The 25193-nt window shown below is 39.1% G+C and carries 26 protein-coding genes and 1 other annotated feature; of the genes, 2 read left to right on the plus strand and 24 right to left on the minus strand.

Annotated features, from left to right (window positions below):
- The first annotated feature begins 64 nt into the window (after window positions 1-64).
- Complete coding sequence (locus IHV09_RS14410) at window positions 65-1306, plus strand: glutathionylspermidine synthase family protein (protein WP_197264784.1); 1242 nt, start codon at window positions 65-67, stop codon at window positions 1304-1306.
- Between the two features lie 28 nt (window positions 1307-1334).
- On the opposite strand, the gene IHV09_RS14415 is transcribed toward IHV09_RS14410, so the two are convergent.
- Window positions 1335-1487 carry a YrzI family small protein gene (locus tag IHV09_RS14415; protein ID WP_137788799.1) on the minus strand — a complete coding sequence of 51 codons (153 nt, stop codon included), beginning with the start codon at window positions 1485-1487 and terminating at the stop codon, window positions 1335-1337.
- Window positions 1488-2006: 519 nt separating this feature from the next.
- Here IHV09_RS14415 and menA point away from each other — a divergent pair.
- Window positions 2007-2897, plus strand: coding sequence for a 1,4-dihydroxy-2-naphthoate octaprenyltransferase (gene menA, locus IHV09_RS14420; RefSeq protein ID WP_197133366.1), 891 nt, complete (start codon window positions 2007-2009; stop codon window positions 2895-2897).
- Window positions 2898-2936: 39 nt separating this feature from the next.
- Here the strand turns inward: menA and IHV09_RS14425 are convergent, their stop codons facing one another.
- The 23 genes from IHV09_RS14425 to IHV09_RS14535 all read right to left on the minus strand — a co-directional run bounded on the left by IHV09_RS14425 (window position 2937) and on the right by IHV09_RS14535 (window position 25036).
- Window positions 2937-3728 (minus strand): glucose-1-dehydrogenase, encoded by a 792-nt coding sequence (locus IHV09_RS14425; RefSeq protein ID WP_197133369.1) that lies wholly within the window; start codon window positions 3726-3728, stop codon window positions 2937-2939.
- Between the two features lie 14 nt (window positions 3729-3742).
- Window positions 3743-4597 carry a GRP family sugar transporter gene (locus IHV09_RS14430; protein WP_197264785.1) on the minus strand — a complete coding sequence of 285 codons (855 nt, stop codon included), beginning with the start codon at window positions 4595-4597 and terminating at the stop codon, window positions 3743-3745.
- Window positions 4598-4891: 294 nt separating this feature from the next.
- Window positions 4892-5128 carry a YrhC family protein gene (locus IHV09_RS14435; RefSeq protein ID WP_191751792.1) on the minus strand — a complete coding sequence of 79 codons (237 nt, stop codon included), beginning with the start codon at window positions 5126-5128 and terminating at the stop codon, window positions 4892-4894.
- A 354-nt stretch (window positions 5129-5482) separates the two neighbouring features.
- A complete protein-coding gene (locus IHV09_RS14440) occupies window positions 5483-6616 on the minus strand; it encodes a bifunctional cystathionine gamma-lyase/homocysteine desulfhydrase (RefSeq protein ID WP_197264786.1) in 1134 nt (377 codons plus the stop codon).
- 2 nt (window positions 6617-6618) lie between these two features.
- Complete coding sequence (locus tag IHV09_RS14445; RefSeq protein ID WP_197264787.1) at window positions 6619-7542, minus strand: PLP-dependent cysteine synthase family protein; 924 nt, start codon at window positions 7540-7542, stop codon at window positions 6619-6621.
- 12 nt (window positions 7543-7554) lie between these two features.
- Window positions 7555-8022, minus strand: a complete 468-nt coding sequence (locus IHV09_RS14450; RefSeq protein WP_197133381.1) for an S-ribosylhomocysteine lyase — start codon at window positions 8020-8022, stop codon at window positions 7555-7557.
- On the minus strand, window positions 8019-8723 hold the full coding sequence (gene mtnN / locus IHV09_RS14455; protein WP_197133384.1) for a 5'-methylthioadenosine/S-adenosylhomocysteine nucleosidase: 705 nt from the start codon (window positions 8721-8723) through the stop codon (window positions 8019-8021). Before mtnN ends, IHV09_RS14450 begins: the two co-directional genes overlap by 4 nt.
- 15 nt (window positions 8724-8738) lie before the next feature.
- Window positions 8739-9377, minus strand: coding sequence for a class I SAM-dependent methyltransferase (locus IHV09_RS14460; RefSeq protein WP_197133389.1), 639 nt, complete (start codon window positions 9375-9377; stop codon window positions 8739-8741).
- Window positions 9378-10062: 685 nt separating this feature from the next.
- Window positions 10063-10698 (minus strand): YrrS family protein, encoded by a 636-nt coding sequence (locus IHV09_RS14465; protein WP_197193786.1) that lies wholly within the window; start codon window positions 10696-10698, stop codon window positions 10063-10065.
- A 95-nt stretch (window positions 10699-10793) separates the two neighbouring features.
- Window positions 10794-12539: a peptidoglycan D,D-transpeptidase FtsI family protein gene (locus tag IHV09_RS14470; protein WP_197264788.1), complete on the minus strand. Its 1746-nt coding sequence runs from the start codon at window positions 12537-12539 to the stop codon at window positions 10794-10796.
- A gap of 106 nt (window positions 12540-12645) precedes the next feature.
- Window positions 12646-13122 (minus strand): transcription elongation factor GreA, encoded by a 477-nt coding sequence (greA, locus tag IHV09_RS14475; RefSeq protein ID WP_144698889.1) that lies wholly within the window; start codon window positions 13120-13122, stop codon window positions 12646-12648.
- 151 nt (window positions 13123-13273) lie between these two features.
- Complete coding sequence (udk, locus tag IHV09_RS14480; protein WP_153237761.1) at window positions 13274-13915, minus strand: uridine kinase; 642 nt, start codon at window positions 13913-13915, stop codon at window positions 13274-13276.
- A gap of 30 nt (window positions 13916-13945) precedes the next feature.
- Complete coding sequence (locus IHV09_RS14485; RefSeq protein ID WP_231618308.1) at window positions 13946-14590, minus strand: O-methyltransferase; 645 nt, start codon at window positions 14588-14590, stop codon at window positions 13946-13948.
- Window positions 14591-14776: 186 nt separating this feature from the next.
- Entirely contained in the window at window positions 14777-15913 is a 1137-nt protein-coding gene (gene mltG, locus IHV09_RS14490; RefSeq protein ID WP_197264789.1) for an endolytic transglycosylase MltG, read from the minus strand.
- 119 nt (window positions 15914-16032) lie between these two features.
- Window positions 16033-16332, minus strand: coding sequence for a DUF1292 domain-containing protein (locus tag IHV09_RS14495; protein ID WP_197133401.1), 300 nt, complete (start codon window positions 16330-16332; stop codon window positions 16033-16035).
- 22 nt (window positions 16333-16354) lie between these two features.
- A complete protein-coding gene (gene ruvX, locus IHV09_RS14500; RefSeq protein WP_197133403.1) occupies window positions 16355-16774 on the minus strand; it encodes a Holliday junction resolvase RuvX in 420 nt (139 codons plus the stop codon).
- Between the two features lies 1 nt (window position 16775).
- A complete protein-coding gene (locus IHV09_RS14505) occupies window positions 16776-17051 on the minus strand; it encodes an IreB family regulatory phosphoprotein (RefSeq protein WP_144698881.1) in 276 nt (91 codons plus the stop codon).
- A gap of 78 nt (window positions 17052-17129) precedes the next feature.
- Window positions 17130-19766 carry an alanine--tRNA ligase gene (alaS, locus tag IHV09_RS14510; protein WP_197264790.1) on the minus strand — a complete coding sequence of 879 codons (2637 nt, stop codon included), beginning with the start codon at window positions 19764-19766 and terminating at the stop codon, window positions 17130-17132.
- A gap of 315 nt (window positions 19767-20081) precedes the next feature.
- Window positions 20082-20303 (minus strand) — a binding site (T-box leader).
- Between the two features lie 39 nt (window positions 20304-20342).
- Window positions 20343-21416 carry an AI-2E family transporter gene (locus tag IHV09_RS14515; protein WP_197264791.1) on the minus strand — a complete coding sequence of 358 codons (1074 nt, stop codon included), beginning with the start codon at window positions 21414-21416 and terminating at the stop codon, window positions 20343-20345.
- A gap of 56 nt (window positions 21417-21472) precedes the next feature.
- Window positions 21473-21652: a hypothetical protein gene (locus tag IHV09_RS14520; RefSeq protein ID WP_066396448.1), complete on the minus strand. Its 180-nt coding sequence runs from the start codon at window positions 21650-21652 to the stop codon at window positions 21473-21475.
- Between the two features lie 35 nt (window positions 21653-21687).
- Window positions 21688-21885, minus strand: a complete 198-nt coding sequence (locus IHV09_RS14525) for a hypothetical protein (protein WP_066240196.1) — start codon at window positions 21883-21885, stop codon at window positions 21688-21690.
- 148 nt (window positions 21886-22033) lie between these two features.
- Window positions 22034-24364 carry an SF1B family DNA helicase RecD2 gene (gene recD2, locus IHV09_RS14530; RefSeq protein ID WP_197264792.1) on the minus strand — a complete coding sequence of 777 codons (2331 nt, stop codon included), beginning with the start codon at window positions 24362-24364 and terminating at the stop codon, window positions 22034-22036.
- Between the two features lie 12 nt (window positions 24365-24376).
- On the minus strand, window positions 24377-25036 hold the full coding sequence (locus tag IHV09_RS14535) for a tetratricopeptide repeat protein (RefSeq protein ID WP_197191362.1): 660 nt from the start codon (window positions 25034-25036) through the stop codon (window positions 24377-24379).
- Window positions 25037-25193 lie beyond the last annotated feature (157 nt).

The raw sequence follows: 25193 nt of genomic DNA on the forward strand, positions 1-25193 counted from the left end.
AATTTGTTATGTTTATCATACCAGTTTACAGTTCTAAATGTATGTTTTGGAGGTAATCACACGCATGACCTATATAGATAATAGACAAAAATTTTATAATCAGCTACCTGAATTTTGGGCCGATATGTATGGCCAAGAATATGCTTTATACGAACCAGCTGAAATTTCAGAAGACGCTGTAAATGATGCGAAACTGCTTGGCGAAAGAGGCGGTCATATACTGTTTAAGACCGCTTCCCTCCTGCAATCTGAAAATATTGAAGATGATACCTTACAGCTTCTAGGTTTCCCAGAGGTTCTTAATTCGTTTCTACGCTATCAAACGCCATTAGCGAAAACGGTAATTGGCAGGATTGATTCAATAGAAACACCTAAAGGACATAAGATAATGGAGTTTAACAGTGATACGCCCACATTTATTTATGAATGTTTTAAGGTGAACGGTTTAATCTGTAAACAACACGGATATCGCGATCCTAACGAAGACAAAGAAAAACAATTAAAGAACGCTGTACGCTCCTCCATCCTGAGTGCGTATCGACACTTACAAACAGAGCATGCCCCACATATCGTTTTTACAGCACATGAAGAGAACATCGAAGACAAACAGACTGTTCTTTATTTAAAGAAACTTTCAGGATTTCCTTCTCAGTTTGTCCCTTTAGAAGAATTGGTCATACGAAAAGGAATTGGTTTATTCGATCAAAACGGGAAAAAAATTGATGTTTTATATAGACAAACATTTCCGATCGAGCTTCTTATTCAAGATGTAGATAAAGTAACAAACGAGGATATAGGCTTACAGTTAACACAGCTTGTGGTTCAAAACAAATTGGCTATCATTAATCCACCATCAGCCTTTTTATTACAGAGCAAAGCCATCTTAGCCGTCATATGGGGATTACATGAGGCACGATCTCCTTACTTTTCTAGTGAGGAACACGAATGGATCGAACGCTATTTTTTACCTACTTATCTTGAACCTGATCCATTTTTGAAAAACAAAGAAAAGTATGTGCAAAAGCCCGTTTTTGGCAGAGAAGGAGATACAGTTCGTATTTTTGATGGTGTCGGCAGCATCATTGATCAAGACAAACATCAGAGTTATGACAACTATGTAAGTGTTTATCAAAAGCATGTATCACTGCCTAAGATGACTTTCCAATCTCATAAAGGTGTTCAAGAAGGCTACCGAATGACAGGTACATTTATCATTAACGGAAAACCAAGCGCTTTTGGATATCGTATTGGAAATGCGATAACCGATAACCTATCTTATTTTTTGCCTTCTTGTATAAAAAAATAGCGCATGCCGAACCGGCACGCGCTACTTTTTACAGCCATGAAGACAAATTATTAGATGCTTTTTCTTTAGCACGATCATAAAGTGTTTTTACTTCCCTATCACGAGCATAAAGCTCATCAGATCGACTGTTCCTCTTAATAGAAAAGGTAATCGTTACAAAAAACAAATGTAGTGTAAACATATCTTTTTTAACTCCTTCGTTTCAATCGTATTTTTTCCCTCAGGTTGAATCTTTCTCCGTTAGAAGCCAAGTCAGCAGTGTAATTCCAATCATTATCATTTTCTTCTCCTCCTTTAAGTTGTATAAAAAAACACCGCAGAATAACCCCTGCGGTGTTAAAAAAGCACACAAAAAACCGCAGGCATTCGACCTGCGGTGTCTTTTAAATAAGTTAAATAGACATACTGCTCTGATTGGCGGTCGAACGTAAAGATTTATTCAGTTGGTAGATCGTATCAATGTACATCATCATTTTGTTCAACCTCCTTTTATATAATTTGCTTTACTTAGAAAACCTTACACTATTTACCAAGTCGTGTAAAGAGTTTTTTTTATCCTAGATAAGTATATGCATGTGAAATCGAAAGTTCACAAAAATTGGGGTGGTTTTCTATAAATAGGCAATACCTACATAAGATAATTATGTGTACACTTTCACAAACTTTTACTATAATTATGAGTGTAAAGGGGGAAACACAAATGATACATCCTAAGGTCATCTTTGCTTCAACACGGCCTTTTTCATTAACAGCATCTGTCATTCCCGTTATCTTCGGGACAATTCTTGCATTACAGTGGACAAGTATACATTGGCCTACTTTCTTTTTAACACTTATTGGTGCTGTTTTTCTTCAGTGCGGAACAAACTTAGTGAACGATTATTTTGATCATGTAAAAGGTGCGGATATACCTGGTTCGTTGAGCCCATCAGGCGTCATCGACCGAAAAGAGATGACTCCGCGCCAAGTATATATCACAGGACTTATTTTCTTTGGTCTAAGTATTATTGTGGGACTTATATTAACTGCACTTACCGGCCCTGTTGTTCTTTATTTCGGGATTCCGTCATTACTTGTAGGGTACTTTTACACAGCTACTCGTTATGCGCTTGCTTACAACGGACTAGGTGAGATCGCATCTGGAAGTACGCTAGGTATTCTCGCAGTTGTTGGTTCGTTCTACACACAAACATTAACGTTAAACACAGAAATCTTTTTAGCTGCTATCCCTAACGCTCTTCTTGTTATGGCTATCCTTCATGCTAACAACTTGCGTGATTTCGATACAGATAAGCAGATCGGCAAAACCACTATCGCTGGTTTGATCGGAAGAAAAGCATCACGACTAGAATACTATGTCTTAATGCTTGGTACGTATGTAAGTTTATTAGCTCTTATATTCTTAGACATCTTACCGCTTTGGAGTCTAATCGCGGCGATTACCCTTCCTATCGCGTTAAAAGGGTTAAAGATTGCGATATCCACATGGGATGCTAAAGAGTTAAACAAGGCGCTTGGTTTAACTGCACTTCTTCATATGGCTTTTGGTATTTTACTTTGTGTAGGTACGTTAACTGGAATCCTATTATAAACGTGAAAAAGTCCACTTCTATAAAGTGGACTTTTTCTTTTACCCTTTTCCAGCTTGAAAACCTGGATATAATGTCATTCCGCCGTCAGCAATTAGTGTTAGACCTGTAACATAACTTGCTTGGTTTGAGGCTAGCCAAACTGCGGTCGCTGCAATTTCCTCTGGCTCCCCGATATAGCCCATAGGAATTAACTTTAAAACGCCTTCTTTTTGTTTTGGATCTGAAAACTTTTCTGCATTAATCGGTGTATTGATGGCACCCGGCGCAATGCCGTTGATTCGGATACGCTTAGGAGCATATTCAAGTGCGAGGGTTTGTGTCATCAGCTTTATTCCGCCCTTACTTGCTGCGTAATGTACAAAATGTGGCCATGGAATGATCTCATGTACACTCGACATATTGATTATAGCTCCTTGGATGTCATGCTTTAGGAAGTAATCGATCGCCTCTCTGCAGCCTAGAAACTGGCCAGTTAAATTCGTTGAGATAACTTTGTTCCAATCCTCTAATGTGAGCTCATGTGAAGGAACTTCATTTTCAATTCCAGCGTTGTTAATCATGATGTCTAGCGACCCAAACTCATTGATTGTTTTCTCAATCAGTTGTTTGATGTCACTTTCTTTTGTTACATCCCCTTGTACAGCAATTGCGTTTCCACCACTGTTCTTAATCTCCTTAATCATTTCATTCGTTTCTTTAATCTGTTTATCTGAATGAAAGTTAATGACAACATTAGCTTCTTCTTGTCCGAATCTTAGTGCACATGCTTTACCGATGCCTGTTGCTGCACCTGTGATTATAACCGTTTTTCCTTTTAAATCTGGATACATCCTCTTCAGCTCCTCTATGATTTTGTAAATCCTAACATGACGCCACCCACTATGATAATTACACAACCTGAGATCACCCAGATGATCTCTTTCTTACTTCTTTTTTCACCTAATAAAAAGATTCCTCCGAGTGTTGATATGATGATACCGGTCTGTGAAAGCGAAAAACTTGTCGCGATTCCAATCAGAGGCAATGACAGCAGTAAAGTCAGATTACCAGTGCTCCAAATCAGTCCTGTTAAAATATTGCGCACAGAGTACTTATTAAACGGTTTATGTTTAAAAGATAAAACGAGCGCGCCAATAAACATTCCTACCGCTTGAGGTAAGATAGCTTGCCATCCGTTTACTTCAAACCATCTAATAATAACGACATATGTAACATATCCGATCGTTGATATAAGAAGGATGGTGATTCCTTTTTTAAAGTTTTGTTTATCTTTTTGGTCACCTTGTTCACTTCTTCTTGATGTTAATAACGCTCCTGCTATGATTGCACAGATTGCAATGATTCCGATGATAATTTCTGTTGTTGTTTTCCATTCATGAAAAACGATAACACCAAACAATGTTGTTCCGAACAACTGCATACCTGTTGAAAGAGGAACGATTTTAGAAACCCCTAAATAATCAACACTAGCAAATTGGTTTCGCTGTCCGATCACCCAGAAGATCCCTGAAACGATACCGATCGCAAAAACTGTAATATCAAGATCCGGCTGAACGATAAAGAATGCAACAATTGAAAACAGTAGAGCTCCTAATGTCATTCCAAATGTTTGACTGTGAAAATCTCCGCCAAGTTTTTCGCTCACTAAGACGATACTTCCCCAGCAGACTGCTGTAATAAGTGCCCAGATGATACCCACTAACTCCACTTCTTTCTCTAATATAGATTGTTAAAACTTAGTATGACCTTCTTCGGCCGTTCTGTATCCATACCCGATTGTTCTAACGGAATAAACTAGTTAAACTAAAACTTCTATAAGTGACATGAAAGACTGAAGAATTAAGCTTTGTTAACGATTTAGTTCAAGTGATTCATGTGTAATCGCTTTCTTTTTATGAGGTGTAGCGAGTGAAGACACTTTTTCAATTACGGTTAAGAACATAAAAAATACCGCCCCTGCTTAAGGGACGGTACGTGAAATTATTTATATGGTTTATTCACTTAATTCTTGTAATTGTGTTTTGCACTTTCTTACAACGTTATACATAAGTGCAGTGAATCCTAAGCATGTTGTCGAGGCAATACCTAATGTGATGGATTGAACAAAGTTTTTGTCTTCAACAGGAAGTACTAGTCCTAAATAAAAGAACGTGCTAACAGCCAATAAAATAAAACCGAAGCGCTGGTAGTCAGCGATTTTCTTTTGAATGAATTCAGCATTGTTTTTCATAGCGGTGTCTACCTCCTACTCCTAATCTCTATATAAAGGATAACATAGGTAAGACCCTATTCTACCAAGTAGATTTTGACAAAAGCGTGAAGTAAATTTGTCTAAATTGTGATCAAAAATTTGCATCGTATAGTTTAAATGAAAGGTGAATATATCTTTTATTAATTAGAATCAAAATGGTTCAAAGGGGCGTCTCTAAAACTGTTAGCAGTGTAACTTTCGGGGGATTTAAAGTAATAATTCAGCAAAATCTTGAATTTTGCATCTTCCATAGATGTTAACTTATCAACACACGCAAACAAAAAAAGAACAAGTGCCGGTTAAAGCACTTGTTCTACCCTTTATGTTCCTCATTTAACTTAAAGCATTTTTCAGATCATCGATCAAATCGTCAGCATCTTCAATACCAACAGAGATACGGACCAATCCATCTGTGATTCCTAGTTCTGCTCTACGTTCTGCGGGAATAGATGCATGTGTCATACGAGCAGGAACGGAGATCAAACTCTCAACTGCTCCTAAGCTTTCTGCAAGTGTGAAGTATTTTACCTTTTTGAGAAGTGCATCAGCATTCGCTTGTGAACCAACATCAAAGGATACCATTCCACCGAAACCACCAGATTGTTTCTTAGCAATCTCGTGCTGAGGGTGATCTTCTAGTCCTGGGTAATAAATTTTCTCTACCGCTGGATGAGATTTTAAAAATTCAACGATTTTTTTCGTATTGTTTTCGTGAGCTTCCATACGCAACCCAAGTGTTTTGATACCGCGAATGAGCAACCATGAATCTTGTGGCCCCAGAACGCCGCCTGTTGAGTTTTGTACGAAATGAAGGTCTTCTCCTAGCTTTTCATCGTTTACCACGACTAGGCCAGCTACAACGTCACTATGGCCGCCAATATATTTCGTTGCAGAGTGAAGAACAATATCTGCACCTAATTCGATCGGATTTTGCCAATATGGTGTGTTAAACGTGTTATCTACCATGAACAGAAGGTTTTTCGCTTTTGACCAAGAAGCTACAGCTTCAATGTCTGTAACCTTTAATAGTGGATTTGTTGGTGTTTCTACATAGACCGCTTTTGTGTTCGGTTTTAATGCCGCTTCGATCTGTTCAATGTCTGTTGTATCCACGAACGTTGAATCGATTCCAAGACGGTTTAATACCTTCGTCATCACACGATACGTACCGCCGTATACATCATCTGTTAGAATAACATGATCACCAGAATCAAATAACATCATAACAGCGGTAATAGCAGCCATACCTGAACCAAACGCAAATCCGCGTTTACCACCTTCTAAGTCTTTAATCAGTTCTTCTAACGCATGTCTTGTAGGATTTCCTGTACGAGAATATTCAAATCCGCTATGCACTCCTACATCTTCTTGCTTGTATGTGCTTACTTGATAGATCGGAAATGACACAGCTCCTGTAGTCTTATCAGAAGGAATGCCTCCGTGGATCAATTTTGTTTTACGTTTCATTATCAGATGCCTCCTTCATAAATTTTCTTGCTTAAATATCGCTCTGAGCTGTCAGCAAATATCGTGACAATATTTTGTCCCCGTTGTGCTGTTTGTGCTTCAATGAGGGCTGCGTGTAACGCTGCTCCTGAAGAACTTCCGACAAGAAGACCTTCTTTTTTAGCTAGTTCAGCGACTCTTTGGAACGCATCAACATCCATGACTGTATGGATGCTTTTGAAATAGGATGGGTCCATATAGTCGGGCAGAAATTCCATACCGATACCTTCTGTCTTATGAGGTCCGGATTCTCCACCATTAAGAATAGAGCCTTCAGGTTCAACGATAACCGTCTTCACGTTTTCGTTCTTTTCTTTTAAATAGCGAGCTGTACCCATGAACGTACCACCTGTACCCGCCCCGGCTACAAAAACATCTACGTGACCATCAAGCGCATCCCAGATTTCTGGACCTAATGTTTTGTAGTAAGTGTTTGGGTTATCCGGATTAGAAAATTGAGAAGGAGAAAAAGAATTCGGAATCTCATTCAGCAACTCCTTTGTTCTTTTTATCGCTCCTTTTATTCCATCGGCAGTATGAGTATGAACGATAGTCGCACCCAATGCTTTCATAAGCTCTTGTTTTTCGATACTAAATTTTTCTGGAATAACAAAGATTACGTTTATACCTTTATTAATCGCAGCAAGAGCTAGACCGATCCCTGTATTTCCTGCTGTAGGCTCGATGATCGTTCCACCTTGCACAAGATCACCTTTAGCTAGGGCTGCATCTAACAGCTCCAAACCTAACCGATCTTTCACACTTCCGCCAGGATTCATGAACTCCAGCTTTGCAAATAAACGAACACCTTCTGGAAGTGAAAACTGAGTGATCTCCATAAGAGGTGTATTACCGATCATCTCATGCACGTTTTTAAAATATTTCATTGAAATCGTCCTCTATTCTCCGAAAACAATATGCCACTCGTCTTTTTTAGCAAGCATCTTGCGCGCGATCTCTTTCGCACCTTCAAGACTATGGTTAGCTGCCCAGCCACATTGTACTTCATTACATGCAGGTACTTCAGTAGCTTCTAATACATCGTGCAACGTCTTTTCTAGAACATCTAAGATCTCATCATAGTTATCATGGTTGATCACAGATAGATAAAAACCAGTCTGACAACCCATAGGGCTGATATCCACTACAGTAGAATGGTGATTTCGAATGTTTTCTGCCATCAAATGTTCAATGGAATGAAGTCCTTCCATCGGCATATGATCTTTGTTCGGCTGACAAAAACGGATGTCATACTTATGGATAATATCTCCGTTAGCACCTGTTGTCGTACCTGCTAAACGGATATATGGCGCGACTACTTTTGTATGATCAAGGTTAAAGCTTTCTACATTCATTTTCTTTGTCATAATGATTTCAGCTCCTCTACGATTTTTTGTACTAATTCTGCCGAGTTCTTAGATGCTGTTTGTAAGAATTGGTCATAAGAAACACGTGCATCTTTTCCTGCAATATCTGATAAAGAGCGGATGATTACAAAAGGAATGTTGAATTGATAACACGTTTGAGCGATAGCTGCGGCTTCCATCTCAGCTGCAAATAGAGCAGGAAACTTGCCTCTGATATCTTCTACCCTAGCATGGTCACTCATAAACGAATCTCCTGAAGCGATCAAACCTTTTGCAACTTGTATGTTTTCTACTCTCGCTCCAGCTCTCTCAGCTGCATTCACAAGTTTTTCGTCAGGAAGGTAGTTCGGAGGCATCTGTGGTACTTGACCGTGCTCATAACCAAAGATCGTTGCATCCACATCATGATGGCGCACATCAGTTGAGATGACTACATCACCGACGTTTAGATCCGAATGAAAACCTCCTGCAGATCCCGTGTTCAAAATAGCGTCCGGTCCATAAAGCTGGATCATTAACGTAGTACCGATCGCTGCGTTTACTTTTCCGATTCCTGATTTTAATAACACGACTTCTTGACCACCGAGTAAGCCTTTGTAGAATTCACAACCTGCTAGCTTATTTTCTTCTAGATCTTCTAATTGCTCTCTCAACAGAACAACTTCTTCTTCCATTGCACCGATAATTCCAATTCGCTTCATAATATTCTCCAATGTCTATTTTTTTACCGCTTCCATCAGCCAGACATATTCATTAAGTTTTTTGAACGAAACCTCAAAGTCATGTTTCTTAAATAGATCTTCTAGTACTCCGAGGGTTGTATAATACTCAGTCTGCAAATCTTTTAACAAGTTAAGAAACCCTTGAGATCTTACTTTTTCATGACGCTCTTTTTTATCATCTTCGTGAAGATAAGCGGTATCTGCAAACACAATTTTACCATTCTTTTTAAGCAGCTGGCTATACTGTCCGATTGCAATATCCTTTTCTTCATCTGTTAGGTGGTGGAACGCATAAGTGCTTACGATAGTATCAATCTCTTGATCGAGTTTTGGAAAAGATAAAAAGTCACCATCATATAGTGTTAGATCTGGATGACGGTCGGACGCTTTTTCACGCATTCCTTTTGACGGCTCAATGCCAATCACTTGTTTACCGCTTTTAAGTAATTTCTCGCTTAAGTTGCCTGTTCCAACTCCGAACTCCAAGACAACATTTCCTGAACGTTGAACAACCGTTTCTAATATTTCATCATATTTATGAAAAACTTCCTTATATTCTTGATCATTTCCTGAAACCGTTTCGTCATAAGAGGAAGACCACTCATCAAACAGATCAATAAATTCTCGTCCCATTTTTCACACTCACCTTTTAATTTATATAATTCCTATCAATATACTATGAATTAAAATCTTACAGGTTCCAAATTATCATAATTACTAAAAATTTTCAAATGAAAAATCTTTTTCTATTGGCAAAAATTACAGATATATCTCGACTTTACGAATGGAGTTAGGTGATGGCCAGCTCTCTGCAGCTGGCTTTTGTGCATGGAAAATGGAAGTCATGGTGGTCGGCCTGCTGCTAAAAATACACCATCCTATAAAAATGGAGTAACATCACATAAAAAAGAGCAGTCATCACATAAAAATTTTAGGTTATCACATAAAATTTGCCCTTAATCATATAAAAATAAATTTCAACTCATAACTTGTACACTCCAAAAAGACACTGCCACCTAAAGTGACAGGGCCTTCTCATTTCGACCCCGCATTCTCTTTATATTTCCAGAAAGCAGCTCGCTTTCCACATTTCAAACTGCTTGCCTTTATGCTCCTTGCTCTTGCGTCTACAAGTTAAATGCTAGCGGAGTAAGCTCCCTCGTCGCTTGCCATGGAAGATGTATTTCAAGTGGTAAGCACGCACCTTGCACTCCAATCAATTGTCAAAGGTGACAAGGAGTTCAAAGCAACAATCATTTTGAAAAGAGTGTTAAACAAAAAAACAACCTGTAATATTAACAGGTTGCTTTTCTTCGTTTTATTGAACTGGAGTTACACTCGTTGGCTGCCATCCTTTTTCAGGAATCCATTGAAGCATAACATCATATTTTTTACCATCGGCTTTCGATTGTACGGTACCTTTTGAAAGATCAGGACCTCCACCATTTCCTAACCAAAAAATGGTCATCTGATCTTGTGGAATGCTGGTCGCATAAGAAAGGGCTTGGACCATCTCGTTCCAGTCTTGTGAACCATCATCATACGTCTTTGTATGAGGTTCTGTTTGTGAAGTTCCGATTGGTTGCCATGGACCCTCAGGACCTCCACCTTCAGGCGTTTCTGATTCTGTCTTTTCTTCTTCTGTTGCTTCTTCATCTGCTTTGTCTTTATCTTCAGCTGATTCTTCTTTATCCTGAGACTCAGAATCCTCATCATTAGCTTTTGACTTTGAATCATCCGTTTCCATCTCAATTGAACGGTTATTGGATTCGTTGTTTTCAGTTGTTTCTTCAGAATTAGATTTGTTCGTGGAAGCTGTTTCGTTATCATCGCCTGAGAAAAGATTAAATGCAACAACAACAATCAGCAAAACAACTAACCCGATTGCTATGTTTAAAAAACGATTTTGTTTTCGTTTTTCTAGTCTTGATTCATAACGTTGGTTTCGTTTCATAATATCCTCCTCAGTAAAATACTTTTTTTATTTTACCACGAGGAGGAGGTGTAGGAACACTATTTCCTATTACTCTTTTTTGATTATCTCTTCCATCAATTTGATTTTTCCATAATTTCAGTTGCGATGTCCCTAAATACAGGAATCGTGCGATTAACGGTATCGTGTTTTAAATCTACAATAACAAGAGCAAAACGGGGTTGACCCGCCGGAAAGTATCCTGCAAACCATTTATTGTTATACCGTTTATCGTCTCCTTTTTGGGCGGTTCCGGATTTTCCTGCAACTTGAAAGGGCAGTGCCTGTAAAGCGTGTGCTGTACCTTTTTCGTTCTTAACTACGTTTAACAATAAGGATTGAAGTCTCATAATCGTATAAGGAGATAACTTTTCATCTTCTTTCTTGTGTTCTTCAAACTTAATCAGTTCGGTACCATTAGCAAAATTGACACTTTTAGCTGCCTTTACTTCATAACTGACCCCGCCCCTAGCAATCGTTGCCATCATATTTGCCACAGCAAGCGGTGTGATCTTAACATCAAGCTGACCGATGGCAGTTTGTGATACCGCCAAAGTACTTTCGTAGTCAGATACTTTCTTTTTCGAGTTGTAGATCTGACCCGCTTCTTCTTTATAGAAATGTGAGAATGCTTCTAGATGATAGACTTCACCTTGCCATCCATTTTGCGTAAGTAGACCTAACTTTTCTGCATATTTTTTCATATAGTCTGAATCTGTTTTTTGCAATTCATTCGCTAGATCTCCAAACGTTCTATTGCAGCTCTGGGTAAAGCTGTCTTCAATATTTAACAAACCTAGCTGCCTTTCATCTCTCTTACCGTAGATGTTAAGGTTACAATCATACATCTTACCGTTTTGGAGCTTATTCTCTTCAATAGCAGCTGCTGCTGTCACAATTTTAAATACAGAACCAGGAATTTGTTGAGATGTCATATGATCTACATGTTTATAGATAGTCTTACTTGAGAATAAGGGTCTGCTTGACATCGCCAACAGTTCATTGGTTTCAATATCAAGCAAAACAGCTCCGCCTTCTTCAACACCATGAATATCAAGTGCTTTTTCTACCGTTTCCTGCATCTTCTTATCTAGCGTCGTTTTTACGTGAAGAGGATATAGGGGGTTCGATTGCGAACGGAATTTAACATCAAGTCCAAACAACGGATGTCCTTGACGATCCACATGATAGATATATTCTGTTTCTCCTTCCGAAATTAAAAAAGGATCAAACGTATATTGCATGCCGTTCTTACCTGTTTTTGTGCTTATCGTAACCGTGCCTTTTTTTAGTTTATCTTCATACTTTCTTTTGATCAGGTCCGGATCTTGTCCAACCGCTCCAATGATATGATTTGCGAAAGGAGTTGGATTTCGTTTTGTAACAAGCTGAGCGTAAAGTCCAGGAACCTCTAGTTTATTAATCTCATTCATCTGCTCTATACTGATTTCTTCTGAAAGAGAGAGTGCAGATGGTTTCTTTAGATCACTGATTTTTTTTGTAAAGTTACTTGTTGGTATATCCAGTATGCCAGCAATAGAATCAATCGGCCATTTACTTGAGTAAAGATTAGGAAAGACGATGACCTGAGCTGTTACATCTGTTGAGAGCAGCTCACCATTTCGATCAAGAAAATAACCTCTTCCATCGTTGATCGTAAAACGGTGTGTACGCTGATCAACACTTTCTTGTATGAGATTCACTTTATTCTTGGAAAAGGAAGTAGTCGAAATCAGCTGTATATCAGCTAACCGATATGTGAGAAAAAGGATAAGGAATAGGAAAAAAAGTGCTACTACCATCGTTCTTTTCTTCGATAACACACACTCACCACCTTACACCTATTCTCACCCAGTCGTTTTGATCCTAAACGGCTGCAAAAAAAGAAGACTTGCATATTACTGCAAGTCTTCCAATAGGTTGAAACGTTTATTTTACTTCTAATATAACAACGCTGATTTCTCCACCAGGCGTTTGAACAGAAACCTTATCTCCCGGTTTTTTACCTAGAAGACTTTTTGCCATCGGAGAATCGTTAGAAATCTTCCCTTCAAACGGATCCGCTTCTGCACTACCTACGATGATGTAAGTTTCTTCGTCACCGTCTGGAAGCTCTTTAAACTTAACTGTTTTCCCGATGGAAACGTTATCAGATTGGTCTTTATTATCTTCAATAATAACAGAATCACGAATCATTTTTTCTAATTGAACGATACGAGCTTCTACGAATGCCTGCTCGTCCTTTGCTGCATCATACTCAGAGTTCTCAGAAAGGTCTCCGAAACTGCGAGCTACTTTAATTCGTTCAACAACTTCTTTTCTTCGTTCTGTTTTTAGAAACTCTAGTTCGTTCTCTAACTTCTCTTTACCTTCTAAGGTCATATAGTGTTTTTTCTCGTCTGCCATTGTTTTTTCACTCCTTAAATAATCAGTACCCTTGTTACGTTATATGATAATTCGGCTAGGGTATGTATAAAATATGGGTCATTAGTTGATTGCCAAATGGCTTAAAGCTGAAATTTGTCACTGTATACCGAAAAAATGAGGATGATGTTCCTCATTTTTTCAATAATGCTTTGTCTTCCAATATCGTCTTAATCTTTGTTACCATTAAGTCGATCGCTACAAGATTCTGACCGCCTTCTGGGATAATGATATCCGCATATCGTTTCGTTGGCTCTATGAATTGATTATGCATCGGCCGAACCACTGCAGTATATTGATCGATAACAGATTCAAGTGTTCTTCCACGGTCTCGGATATCTCGAACCATCCTTCTAATAATACGAACATCTGCATCCGTGTCTACGAACAGCTTGATGTCCATCAAATCACGTAGTCGTTCGTCTTCAAGGATCAAAATACCTTCCAGTATAATGACATCTTTAGCATCAACTGGGATAATTTTATCACTTCTTGTATGTGCTGTATAGTCGTACACTGGTTTTTCGATGGAATCGTATTTAAGAAGTGAAGAAATGTGCTGGATTAACAGATCATTATCGAAAGCAAGAGGATGATCATAATTCGTATCCAATCGTTCTTCCATCGATTTTTCTGATTGATCTCTGTAATACGCATCTTGCTCTATGATTAAGATGGATTGGTTAGCAAACTGCCTGTAAATTTCTTTCGCTACCGTCGTCTTACCTGATCCAGATCCACCTGCAACCCCAATTACTATTGGTTTTTGTGCCATTTTGATTACTCCTCCAAACTGCATGTCCCATTAAGAATTTCTAATACTCACCATCATTCCATCTCCAACCGGTAAGATTGAAGACTGATAGTCAGGATGCTGCATCATGTATTCGTTAAAACTTCTAATTTTTTTTACTAGAGAACGAAGTCTTCTACTCTCTAAGCCGCTTTCATCAGCGACATACCCTCTAAAGAGAACATTATCTGTGACGATGATGCCATCAGGAGACAGCATGGAGGAATAATGATCAAAAAAGTTTTGATATTGTCCTTTTGCTGCATCTATAAAAATAAAGTCATATGGGGCATAGTTTTCTACTTGGCTCTGCAATTCATTCGCATCTCCAAATAACAAGGTAATTCTGCTCTCTAGATGAAAGGATCTGACATTATCTTTTGCTATATTGTACCGTTCTTCATCTCTTTCAATACTAATAACTTCAGCATTCTCACATGCAAGAGCCATTCGGATGGCGGAATATCCAATCGCTGTTCCTACTTCTAATATACGTTTCGGTTTTTTTAATCTAACATAAGACAAAAGCGTCTCCATACCTGTTAGATCCATGATCGGCACATTATGCTCTTTCGCGTATTGCTCCATTTTTAGTACTTGTTCAGAGCGCGTTGGAATAATTTTTTCGATATATTGGTTCAATTCTTTTGAGACCAAAGTAACACGCCTCCTTCACACTAACCGGTATATTGTAACATAATCTTTATTTGAAGGCGAGAGTCCTATTTCTTTATGAGTGTTTTCTATGGAATTAAAGATCGTACACTATTCATGGGCTTTCTTAGCAAGTTGATCGTACAGCATAAAAAAAGAGAATACCTACTAGTATCCTCAGAAACATTCCTAATTATTGTCTTTTTCTTGCCAAACCTTCCATTCGTCTCTGTATTTTTTATATACAGCATTATGTTCGCTTAATGTTTTAGTGTAGATGACTTCGCCGTTTGGTCTTGCATAAAAGAACAGCTCCTCCATCTTAACAGGTTGCAATGCAGCTTCAATCGCTTTTTCACCAGGTGAAGTGATAGGTCCGATCGGAATACCTTTATAAAGATACGTATTGTACTTTGAATCATACTTTAAATGTTCGTATAAGACTTGCACATCAAAATTCTTTCTTGCGTATTTAACAGTTGGATCGGAGTCTAGTTTCATATCTTTACTTAAGCGATTATAAAAAACACCTGCAATTTTTTTTCGATCCTCTTCACGCTGAGATTCTTCTTCTATAAGAGAGGACAACGTAATGATTTGAAAAAGGGAATAACCGCTATTCTTTATTTCTGTTTCATGTTTAGTTAAAACAACAGAAGATTGTTCGACCATCTTATCAATCACATCTGTTAGCTCCGGTTTTTTTACATCAAAATCATAAGTTGCAGGAAACAAAAATCCTTCTAGAGGGTAATAAAGTCCCTCCTTCATCAAATCATCAGGTAAGATCGGGTACTTTTCTTGCAGCTGTTTCAGATAAGATTTATCAGTCATTTTTTTGATAATATCTGCTTCACTATAACCCGTTTTCTGACTGATTAATTTTGCGATCTGTGGAACATTATATCCTTCAGGAATCGTAAGTGTTAGAGCTGGCTTCTTAAACATCTTTCCGTCTTTAAGTGCAGAAATAATTTCAGAAAGGTTCATGGAAGGAGTTAGTTCGTAAATGCCCGCTTGAAAGTTGCCTTCTCCTTTAACTCTTGTGTAGAGTCTGAAGAAATCACCGTTGTTGATCAACCCTTTATTTTCAAGCTCTTGTCCTATTTTTGAAGAGGAAGAACCAATTGGAATTTCCACCGTAATTTTTTCATTATTAGCTGAATCGACCGGTCCAATATTTTTATTGTAATAATAATATGCACCTATAGCCACAGCGATGATTAGAGCAACAATTAGAAACAAAATGGATAGAACTATCGTTTTGGTACGCTTTTTACTTTTATTTTCATTTATGTAATTCCCAGATGACTGGAGATGTAACATGTTATTTCCCCCTTTCCACCTGTTTAATTATACGTTTACTAGCAGAAATTGTCGAGATTGGCCGTAAAATGGAATAAAAAAAGAAGTTGGTTAGAAAACCAACTTCCGTTTTGTTTCATCTATTGTTCTGTTTCGTACTCGTCATCTTGAAATGTGTTTAGCATTTCTTCAATCATGTCCCATTCTTCATCTGACTCAAGTGGGAATAGAGCAAGATCATCTTCTTCTCCATTTTCTTCATAACGGAAAGGGAAAACTTCTACTTCATCCGTATCATCATCTTCTGAATCAGCTACAGGAATAGTCACCATGTATGATTTTCCAGTTTGATCCACATCAAATTTGAATAAAACTTCAAATAGATTTTCGTCTCCATTCTCGTCTGGAATAACGATGCGTTCGCGTTCTTCTTTTGCCATAATTGGCTCACCTCTACTTTTCTTATTGTTGGCTGTCCAAATAACCTTGCAGAATGATCGAAGCTGCTAGCTTATCGATCACCTGTTTTCGTTTCTTTCGGCTCACGTCAGCTGAAATTAATGTTCTTTCAGCTGCCATGGTCGTCAGCCTCTCATCCCATAGGATAACCGAAAGACCTGTCAGACTTTCAATATCTTTTGCAAAGTTTTGACAAGCTTCTCCGCTGGGACCGATCGTACCATTCATGTTCTTTGGAAGACCTACTACGATCTTACTGATATCATGCAACTGAATCAGCTCTTGGATCCTTGCATAGTCTTCTTGGGGCTTGTTAGGACGGCGTCGGATCGTTTCGACTCCTTGTGCTGTCCATCCCAATGCATCTGAGACGGCAACACCTATTGTCTTCGTTCCAACATCCAGTCCGAGTGTTTTTGTCAAATTAACGACTTCCTTCTTTTTGAGTGGATAGATATGATTTTACAAGCTCCTCAATAAGCTCATCTCGCTCCAGTTTTCTAATCATGCTTCTCGCATCATTATGACGAGGAATATAAGCCGGATCCCCTGAAAGCAAATAACCTACAATCTGATTGATAGGGTTGTATCCTTTATCCTGCAGGGCGTCATAAACAGAAAACAGGACAGTTTCTACATTCGTCTTATAAGCATCTTCTTCGTTGAAGTTAAACTTCATCGTTTTGTCCATTGAACTCACTGGCGAACACCTCTTTCTGAAGATCTCCCTTAAGGGACAAATTAGTTCTTGTCTCTATTGTACATGAAAGATGAAAGCTTAGGAAACGGTTTTGATCAATTCAACTGCAGAATCTATACCTTCTTGCAGCTTTTCGGGATCTTTACCTCCAGCTTGAGCCATATCAGGACGGCCACCACCGCCTCCGCCGCAACGGACAGCCACTTCTTTTACTAGGTTACCTGCATGATAACCTTTTGTCACTAAATCTTTTGTTACTCCCGCTACGATATTTACTTTACCACCGTTTTCCGCACCAAGAATAACAACTCCACTTTGTAGTTTATTCTTTAAGTCATCTACGATCGAACGCAAACCATTCATATCCATACCGTTCACTTTTTTAGCGATAACAAAAACTCCGTTGATCGTTTGAACCTCATCAACAAGGCTACCTGCTTCCATGTTTCCAATCTTAGCTGCAAGAGATTCTTTCTCTTTTTGCAACTCACGAATTTGTTCGTTTAATGCGTCTATACGCTGTGGCACGTCCTTAAGATTTGTTTTCAACTTAGCTGCCGTGTCTTTTAATAGCTGGACTTGGCCGTTCATCAAGCGGTACGCGTTCTCACCTGTAACAGCTTCAATACGACGTGTTCCTGCACCGATACCAGACTCTGATACGATCTTAAACAAACCGATCTCTGAAGTGTTATTAACATGACACCCACCGCAAAGCTCAAGACTATAGTCTCCTACTTTTACAACGCGTACCGTTTCACCGTATTTCTCACCGAATAGTGCCATTGCACCCATCGCTTTTGCTTCGGTAATGTTCTTAACCATCTTTTCAACAGGAATGTTACCCCATACTTTTTCGTTAACGATCTCTTCGATCTTCTCAAGCTCTTCTGAAGAAATGCTTCCGAAATGTGTGAAGTCAAAACGCAAACGACCTTCTTGTACAAGAGATCCAGCCTGATTTACGTGCGTTCCTAGCACATCTTTTAATGCTTGGTGAAGAAGGTGAGTAGCCGTATGGTTCTTTACTACTTTTGCACGAATCTCAGGGTCAACCTCGACAGAAACTTCTATATTGTTTTCAAGAGCACCTTTTTCAACAACTACGGTATGAAGATTTTGTCCGTTAGGTGCTTTTTGAACATCCTTCACTCTAAGTAAAAGCTCTTTACCTTTTATCGTTCCTTGGTCAGCGATCTGTCCACCGCTCTCAGCGTAGAATGGTGTCACATCTAGGATGACTTGAGCTTCTTCTCCAGAAGCGACCATCGCCACTCGCTCACCGTTTTGTAGTACTTCTAAAATTTTCGCTTCTCCTGTTAAACTGTCATAACCTCTGAATTCACTTTTCACGGTGATATCAGAAAGAATTCCACCTTGAACTTGCATGCTGTCTACTTCTTGTCTTGCTGCACGCGCACGTTCACGTTGAGCCTTCATCTCGTTTTCGAAGCCTTCTAAATCTACATCCATTCCGTTTTCAGCTGCATACTCCTGTGTAAGCTCGAATGGGAAACCAAATGTATCATATAGCTTGAATGCGTCTTTACCTGAGATGACTTTTCTTCCTTCTTCTTTTTCTTTTGCCATAACATCTTCTAAGATAGCAAGACCTTCGTTGATCGTTTCATGAAAACGCTCTTCTTCCGTCTTGATGACTTTTTGGATGAACGGCACTTTTTCTTTTACTTCCGGGTAGAAGTCTACCATGATGTCTGCAACAGTTGGAACGAGTTCATACATGAACGGCTTGTTGATGTTGATCTTTTTCGCAAAACGAATCGCTCTTCGGATCAAACGTCGAAGGATATACCCTCTTCCTTCATTTGATGGTAGAGCACTGTCACCGATCGCAAAACTTACCGTACGTACATGGTCAGCGATTACTTTAAACGCAGTATCGGTTTCTGTACTCAAGCCATAAGACGTATCAGAAAGCTTTTCTGTTTCTTTAATGATCGGCATGAATAGATCTGTTTCAAAGTTCGTCTTCGTGTCTTGGATCACACAAACCATTCTCTCAAGTCCCATACCTGTATCGATGTTCTTCTTAGGAAGTGGCGTATATGTGCCATCCGGGTTGTGGTTGAACTGAGAGAACACCAGGTTCCATACTTCAAGATATCTGTCGTTCTCCCCACCTGGATATAGTTCAGGATCAGATAGATCGTTGCCGTAAGCTTCACCGCGGTCATAGAAGATTTCTGTGTTAGGTCCACTTGGCCCTTCACCGATATCCCAGAAGTTTCCTTCCAAACGAATGATACGCTCTTCAGGTAACCCTACTTGTTTTGTCCAAATATCAAATGCTTCATCGTCTTCTGGGTGGATCGTTACAGAAAGTTTTTCAGGATCAAAGTCGATCCATTTTTCACTCGTTAAGAACTCCCATGCCCAAAGAATAGCTTCCACTTTAAAATAATCACCGATCGAGAAGTTTCCTAACATCTCAAAGAACGTATGGTGCCTTGCTGTGATACCAACATTCTCAATATCGTTCGTACGGATTGATTTTTGTGCGTTTGTGATACGAGGGTTCTCAGGAATCACGCGGCCGTCAAAATATTTTTTCAGTGTTGCAACGCCACTGTTGATCCATAAAAGTGTAGGATCCTCATGAGGTACTAAGGAAGCGCTAGGTTCTACACCATGGCCTTTTTCTTGGAAAAAATCAAGGAACATCTGTCTAACTTGAGCTGAAGTCAAATTTTTCATCGTTTTCATTCTCCTTTTTTAGATAAATATAAAGACTGATTTCGTAAACTTGGTTGTTTTTTTAGTAGTTGATTTCGTTTCATTAACAGAAAAACAAAATGTTGCTTCTAAATGTCTTTTTGTCTTCCTTGTAAGTTGATTGGAGCGCAAGGTGCGAGACTCCTATGGGACGAGTGAATAGGTGGAGACGGGCTAGTCACTATAACTAGACAGGAGGCTCACCGTTCGCCCCATGGAAAGTGAGCAACCTGGAGGGGAAACCAACTACTTTCGAACGAAAAAAGCCAATAAAAAAACTCCCATCCCTATAAAAAATACAGGGACGAGAGTTTGAATTCACGCGGTACCACCCTGGTTATACGCTTTAAAATAAGCATATCACCTTGATTAAAGCCTTAACGCGGCATAACGGCAGATTTTCCTTCTGCACTCCAGAGTAGCTTTCTGCTTCGCTTCTTCCTAAAACATCTTTCAGCCGATGGATGTTTCTCTCTTTTGGAAGGACTGAAACGTACTTTTCTCTTTCAGCGATTTTTGATCTTCTAGCGTTAGTATACGTTTATTCATTCTTACTTGTCAATCGGATGATGATTGAAGTCGATGTTCCCTGATATGAATGATAATGACTTTAATCACACTGAAGATTGGAACAGCCAAGATCATACCTGGTACACCAGCCAGTTCTCCCCCAAGTAATAATGAAAAAATGATAAATACAGGATGGATGTGCAGATTCTTGCCGACGATAAACGGACCAAGGATGTTACCTTCAATAAACTGCAAAACAAGCATGATGCCAACAGTGATCCATACCATCTTCCAAGAGATTGTTAATGCGATCAACACGACGGGGATCGCTCCTAAGATCGGACCAAAGTAAGGGATGATATCCGTTATCGCGATCACCAGTCCTAAAAGAATGGGATACGGCATTCCCACCACCCACAAAGCAACCATTGCTGCAGCTCCTAATATAGCACCTACAAATAACTGTCCTCGGATATATCCTCCAAGTGATTGGTCAATATCTTTTATTAAGTGCTTTCCTTCAAAACGGTATTTTCTTGGTGTCAGATACCAGAGAGCTTTTTTCAGCTTTTCAAAATCGTTTAGAAAATAAAACACTAAGAAAGGTACAACGATGATAACAAAGAAATAATCTACAATTTTTCTTAAAGAAAAGATCGCATTGGTCAATACATCCTGTGCGTTGCTTTCCATTTTCACGATATAATTTTCTATTTTAGAATGAACCGAATACGGAAGTGCAGATGTTCCACGGTCCACTTTATACAATAGTTCCTTATAATCCTCAGCAAGTACAGGTACGTTAACTAACAGCTGCTTCATCTGTACGATGAAATAAGGAAACCCTTTTACTGCAGCAAAACCGATACCACCAAAGAAAAGGATGTATATACTTAAGATCGCAACAAAGCGAGGTAATCCTTTTTCATGTACGTATTCCACGACTGGATGGAGTAGATATGTAATTAGAGCAGCAAGAAAAAAAGGCAGAAAGACCCCTTTGATCGCACTCCATAATGGCTCGTAAAGAGGGTAAAGTTTCATCAAGAGAAACAAACATAAAAACAATAATAAAGAAAGGGCAAGCCTATAAACCCACTTCATTCGAATGTCTTTTGTCATCTCTTCACCCTTTTCTTAAAAAACCCCGTCTTTATTTGAGACGGGGTATGCTTTCTTTAATAAATGGCTTTTGCGACCTTTTTACGGATCTTTTTAACACGTCGTGATGTCCAAAGATCACTAAGATCTGAAAGATTATAGTTCATCTTAGACATTCTTGACATCCTCTTATTTCTCATCGCATATGTTGCCGCTCCAATACCAAGTGCGAAAAGAGAACTCATCGTCCTGCTCATGCTAGATCACCTCGACATCAGAGATTTGTTTTCTTTTATGATGTGCTTTCTCTATAAGTCAGATCTTGATCTTCAAATAAATCATCGAGTGATGTTAGAGAGCCGTCTTCTTCCACCTGATGAAGGGACAGTCTTCCTTTAACAATGGAAAGCTCAATAAAACAGTTCCAGCAATAATACTGGTTCACCCCGATTTTACCAATATCTTTTCTACTGCAGTTCGGACATTCCACTTGCTCTCTCTCCTTTAAATTTACTTTTACAAGGATGTCCTGAATTTGTAGAAAATATACAGAAATCAATATTTAAAGGGATCATGACTTTTAGAAAAACAAAAAAGAAATGTCCGACAAGATGACATCTTACATCTCTCGAACATTTCTAGTTTGTTTCGTTTAGAAGGGAATCATTCATTAAATCTTTTTCCAGTATGGTCTCTTGAAGACGTGAACTAAGACCCGAGTATCGTTCAGTTTCATCTGAACGTTCAACAGCCCAAGTAAACGCTTCTTGTTCTCCACAAAGGATTAGATATTCTTTACTCCTCGTTATTGCTGTATATAATAAGTTCCTTTTTAACATTCGGTAGTAGCTTTTTAAGACAGGTAGAACGACGATCGGATACTCACTGCCCTGCGACTTATGGATCGAACAGCAAAAAGCGTGAGTAAAATGATGAAATTCACTTCTTTTATACGTAACCTCTATCTCATCAAAACTGATGACGATCTGATCTTCTTTATCTGTGTTTTCTCTTGCATAGATAACCGCCACGATTTCACCGATATCACCGTTGAAAACCTGATCTTCGGGTTGATTGACGAGCTGAAGCACCTTATCGCCTTTTCGATAAAACACATTTGCAACCTGCAGCTGACGCTGTTTTTGTTTCTCTGGGTTAAATAGACGCTGAAGCTCCAGATTTAATCGATCAATTCCGACCGGTCCTTTGTACATTGGGGCTAACACTTGAATATCCCTAGAGCTATATCCTTTTTTAATCGCATTTTCACAAACCTGAAGGATAGCCTGAAACACCTGTTCACCTGAACATGCAAAGAATCGTCTGTCATTCTGAGGAACCAGCAGATCTTGCGGGACTTTTCCATTCTTCATCTCATGAGCTAACCGAATGATGGAAGAACCTTCTGCTTGTCTATAGATATCCACTAACCGAGATTGTGGAACATGCTCTGCTTGCAGAAGATCTTTTAAAACTTGACCAGGGCCAACGGACGGTAATTGATCTTCATCCCCAACAAAAATGATCTGGATGTGTGGTGGTAGAGCTTTTGCTAAAGAATGTGCAAGCCATATATCCACCATCGACATTTCATCGACGATCAGTAATTTCCCATCGATCTGTTCATCTTCATTTTTTTCGAATGTCCCGCCACCTTTCCATCCTAACAAGCGATGGATCGTGTGAGCCGGTATCCCTGTTGACTCTGTCATACGTTTAGCCGCTCGTCCTGTTGGAGCAACGAGTAAAACGGGAAAGGATTCTTTCTTTCCTCGATAATCATCAGGATTCAAACTCACGCCATGGATCTCACTATACAGTTCAACGATTCCTTTAATTACGGTCGTTTTCCCTGTTCCAGGTCCTCCTGTTAAGACCATTAAAGAAGACGTTAAAGCCTTTTTAATCGCCTCTTTTTGACTGTTCGCATATGTCATGTTGAGTCTTTTTTCGAGCGCTGATAGCTCAGACTCCAATTTTGCTTCCTCAATGTGATAATCGTTTTTCTGACTATGTAATAATTGGTTCATCTTTTGAGCAAATCCACGCTCTGCAAAATAGAGAGACGGCAAATATACAACGTTCTCTTTTACGATCAATCGCTGCTCTGTCTCCATATCTTGAATCTCTCGAAAAATACTCATCTCATCAACCGTATTCTTTCCATCGGCTAAAAGCTTTCTAACGCCTTCTAACAGTTCGTCCATCGGTAGATAGGAGTGCCCAAGGTCTGTACCTTGATCACGAAGCACGAACTGACAGGCAGCTTGAATTCGTTTTGGATGGTTGACTTGCATGCCATTTCCTTTTGCGATTTCATCAGCTCGGTGAAACCCAATTCCAGAAACGTCCTCTATCAGGAGATACGGCTCGTCCTTGATGACCTTTACAGCATCATCTTGATACGTTTGGAAGATCTTCATCGCTAGCTGCGGCCCGATACCATAGGGTTGTACGACCATCATCACTTGATCTAACCCTCGATTCTGCATGAGTGACTTCTGCAAACTTTGAGCTTGCTCTTCTGTTAGCTTTGGAATCTGACTGATGTATTCCGGTGATTCTAAAAGCTTTGTGATCGCATCATTTCCCATGACCTCAACGATATGCTCGGCTGTTTTCTTTCCGATTCCTTTAAACAGATCACTTGAAAGATATTGAATCATGGCCTCTTTTGATTGAGGCATCTCTTTTTGAAACAGTTCAACCTCATATTGCTTACCGTATTTCGGGTGGTCTTTAAATTTTCCATAAAACACATAAAGTTCATCTTCTCTTAGCGGGGGAAGGATGCCTGTTATCATGACTTCTTTTTCATTATAATTTTCGTTCGTCTCTTTCACCCTTATTCTGGCGACTGTATAGAGACTCTCTGTTTGATGATAAACAGTAGAGATCAACGTACCTTTGATAAATTTTGTTATTTCTGACGTCTCATCTTCTAAATGAAAAGAAGGCTGCTGTGCCATAAAGCACCCCCTTTAATGGTTTGTGTTTTTACTTTCTATATTTCGTTTTCCATTCCCTGCAAGATAATGATCTGGCTGTATGTCTAAAGCTCGTTGAAAAGCGTTTAGCGCTTCTGTGTTTTTATCAAAATAACTATATGTTACACCTAAATTGTACCAAGCATCGGCATGTGTCTCATCGCGTTCAACTACTTTTTCAAAGGTTGATGATGCAGACTCAATATCCCCTGTTCGCGCCTGACAGAGTCCGAATTGAAACAAAGCTTCATGATCTTGATCGTTGAGCTCTATTGCTCTCATTAAGTAAGGAAATGCAAGCTTATGTTCACCAAGTGAAACGAAAGACATGCCTGTCATAAAGTAAGTGTCACTATCTTGCAGACCACCTTTGATCGCTTCTTGGAAGAGTTTTGCACTCTTAGAGAATTCCTCGAGATGATAACAGGCAATACCCGCACCATAGTATGCAGCTACAGCATTTTCATCGAGCGATAGTGCTTTATCAAAGAATTGAATCGCTTTTTCATGTTCATGAACAGCAGAAAGAAGATTTCCGAAGTTAATATAATGTACTGGATTTTCTGGATCTGCTGCAATCATAGATTCCAGACTTTTTGCTGCTTCTTCAAACTTTCCTTTTTGTAAATATTCAAGACCTTTTGAAGGTTCCATCTTCATTACCCCCACTTTTAATTTCCTTCAAAAGTATAACAAATGAAGGAAGCTGCCGCATAATTATTTGTGGATTCCTCTTGTGAAGGGAGCGTCAAGCTATCTGGAATCGCTCATAAATCTCTGGAATCGCTCATAAATCTCTGGAATCGCTCAT

This window comes from Fictibacillus sp. 23RED33 (assembly GCF_015903925.1).
GTDB classification, from domain to species: Bacteria; Bacillota; Bacilli; order Bacillales; family Fictibacillaceae; genus Fictibacillus; species Fictibacillus phosphorivorans.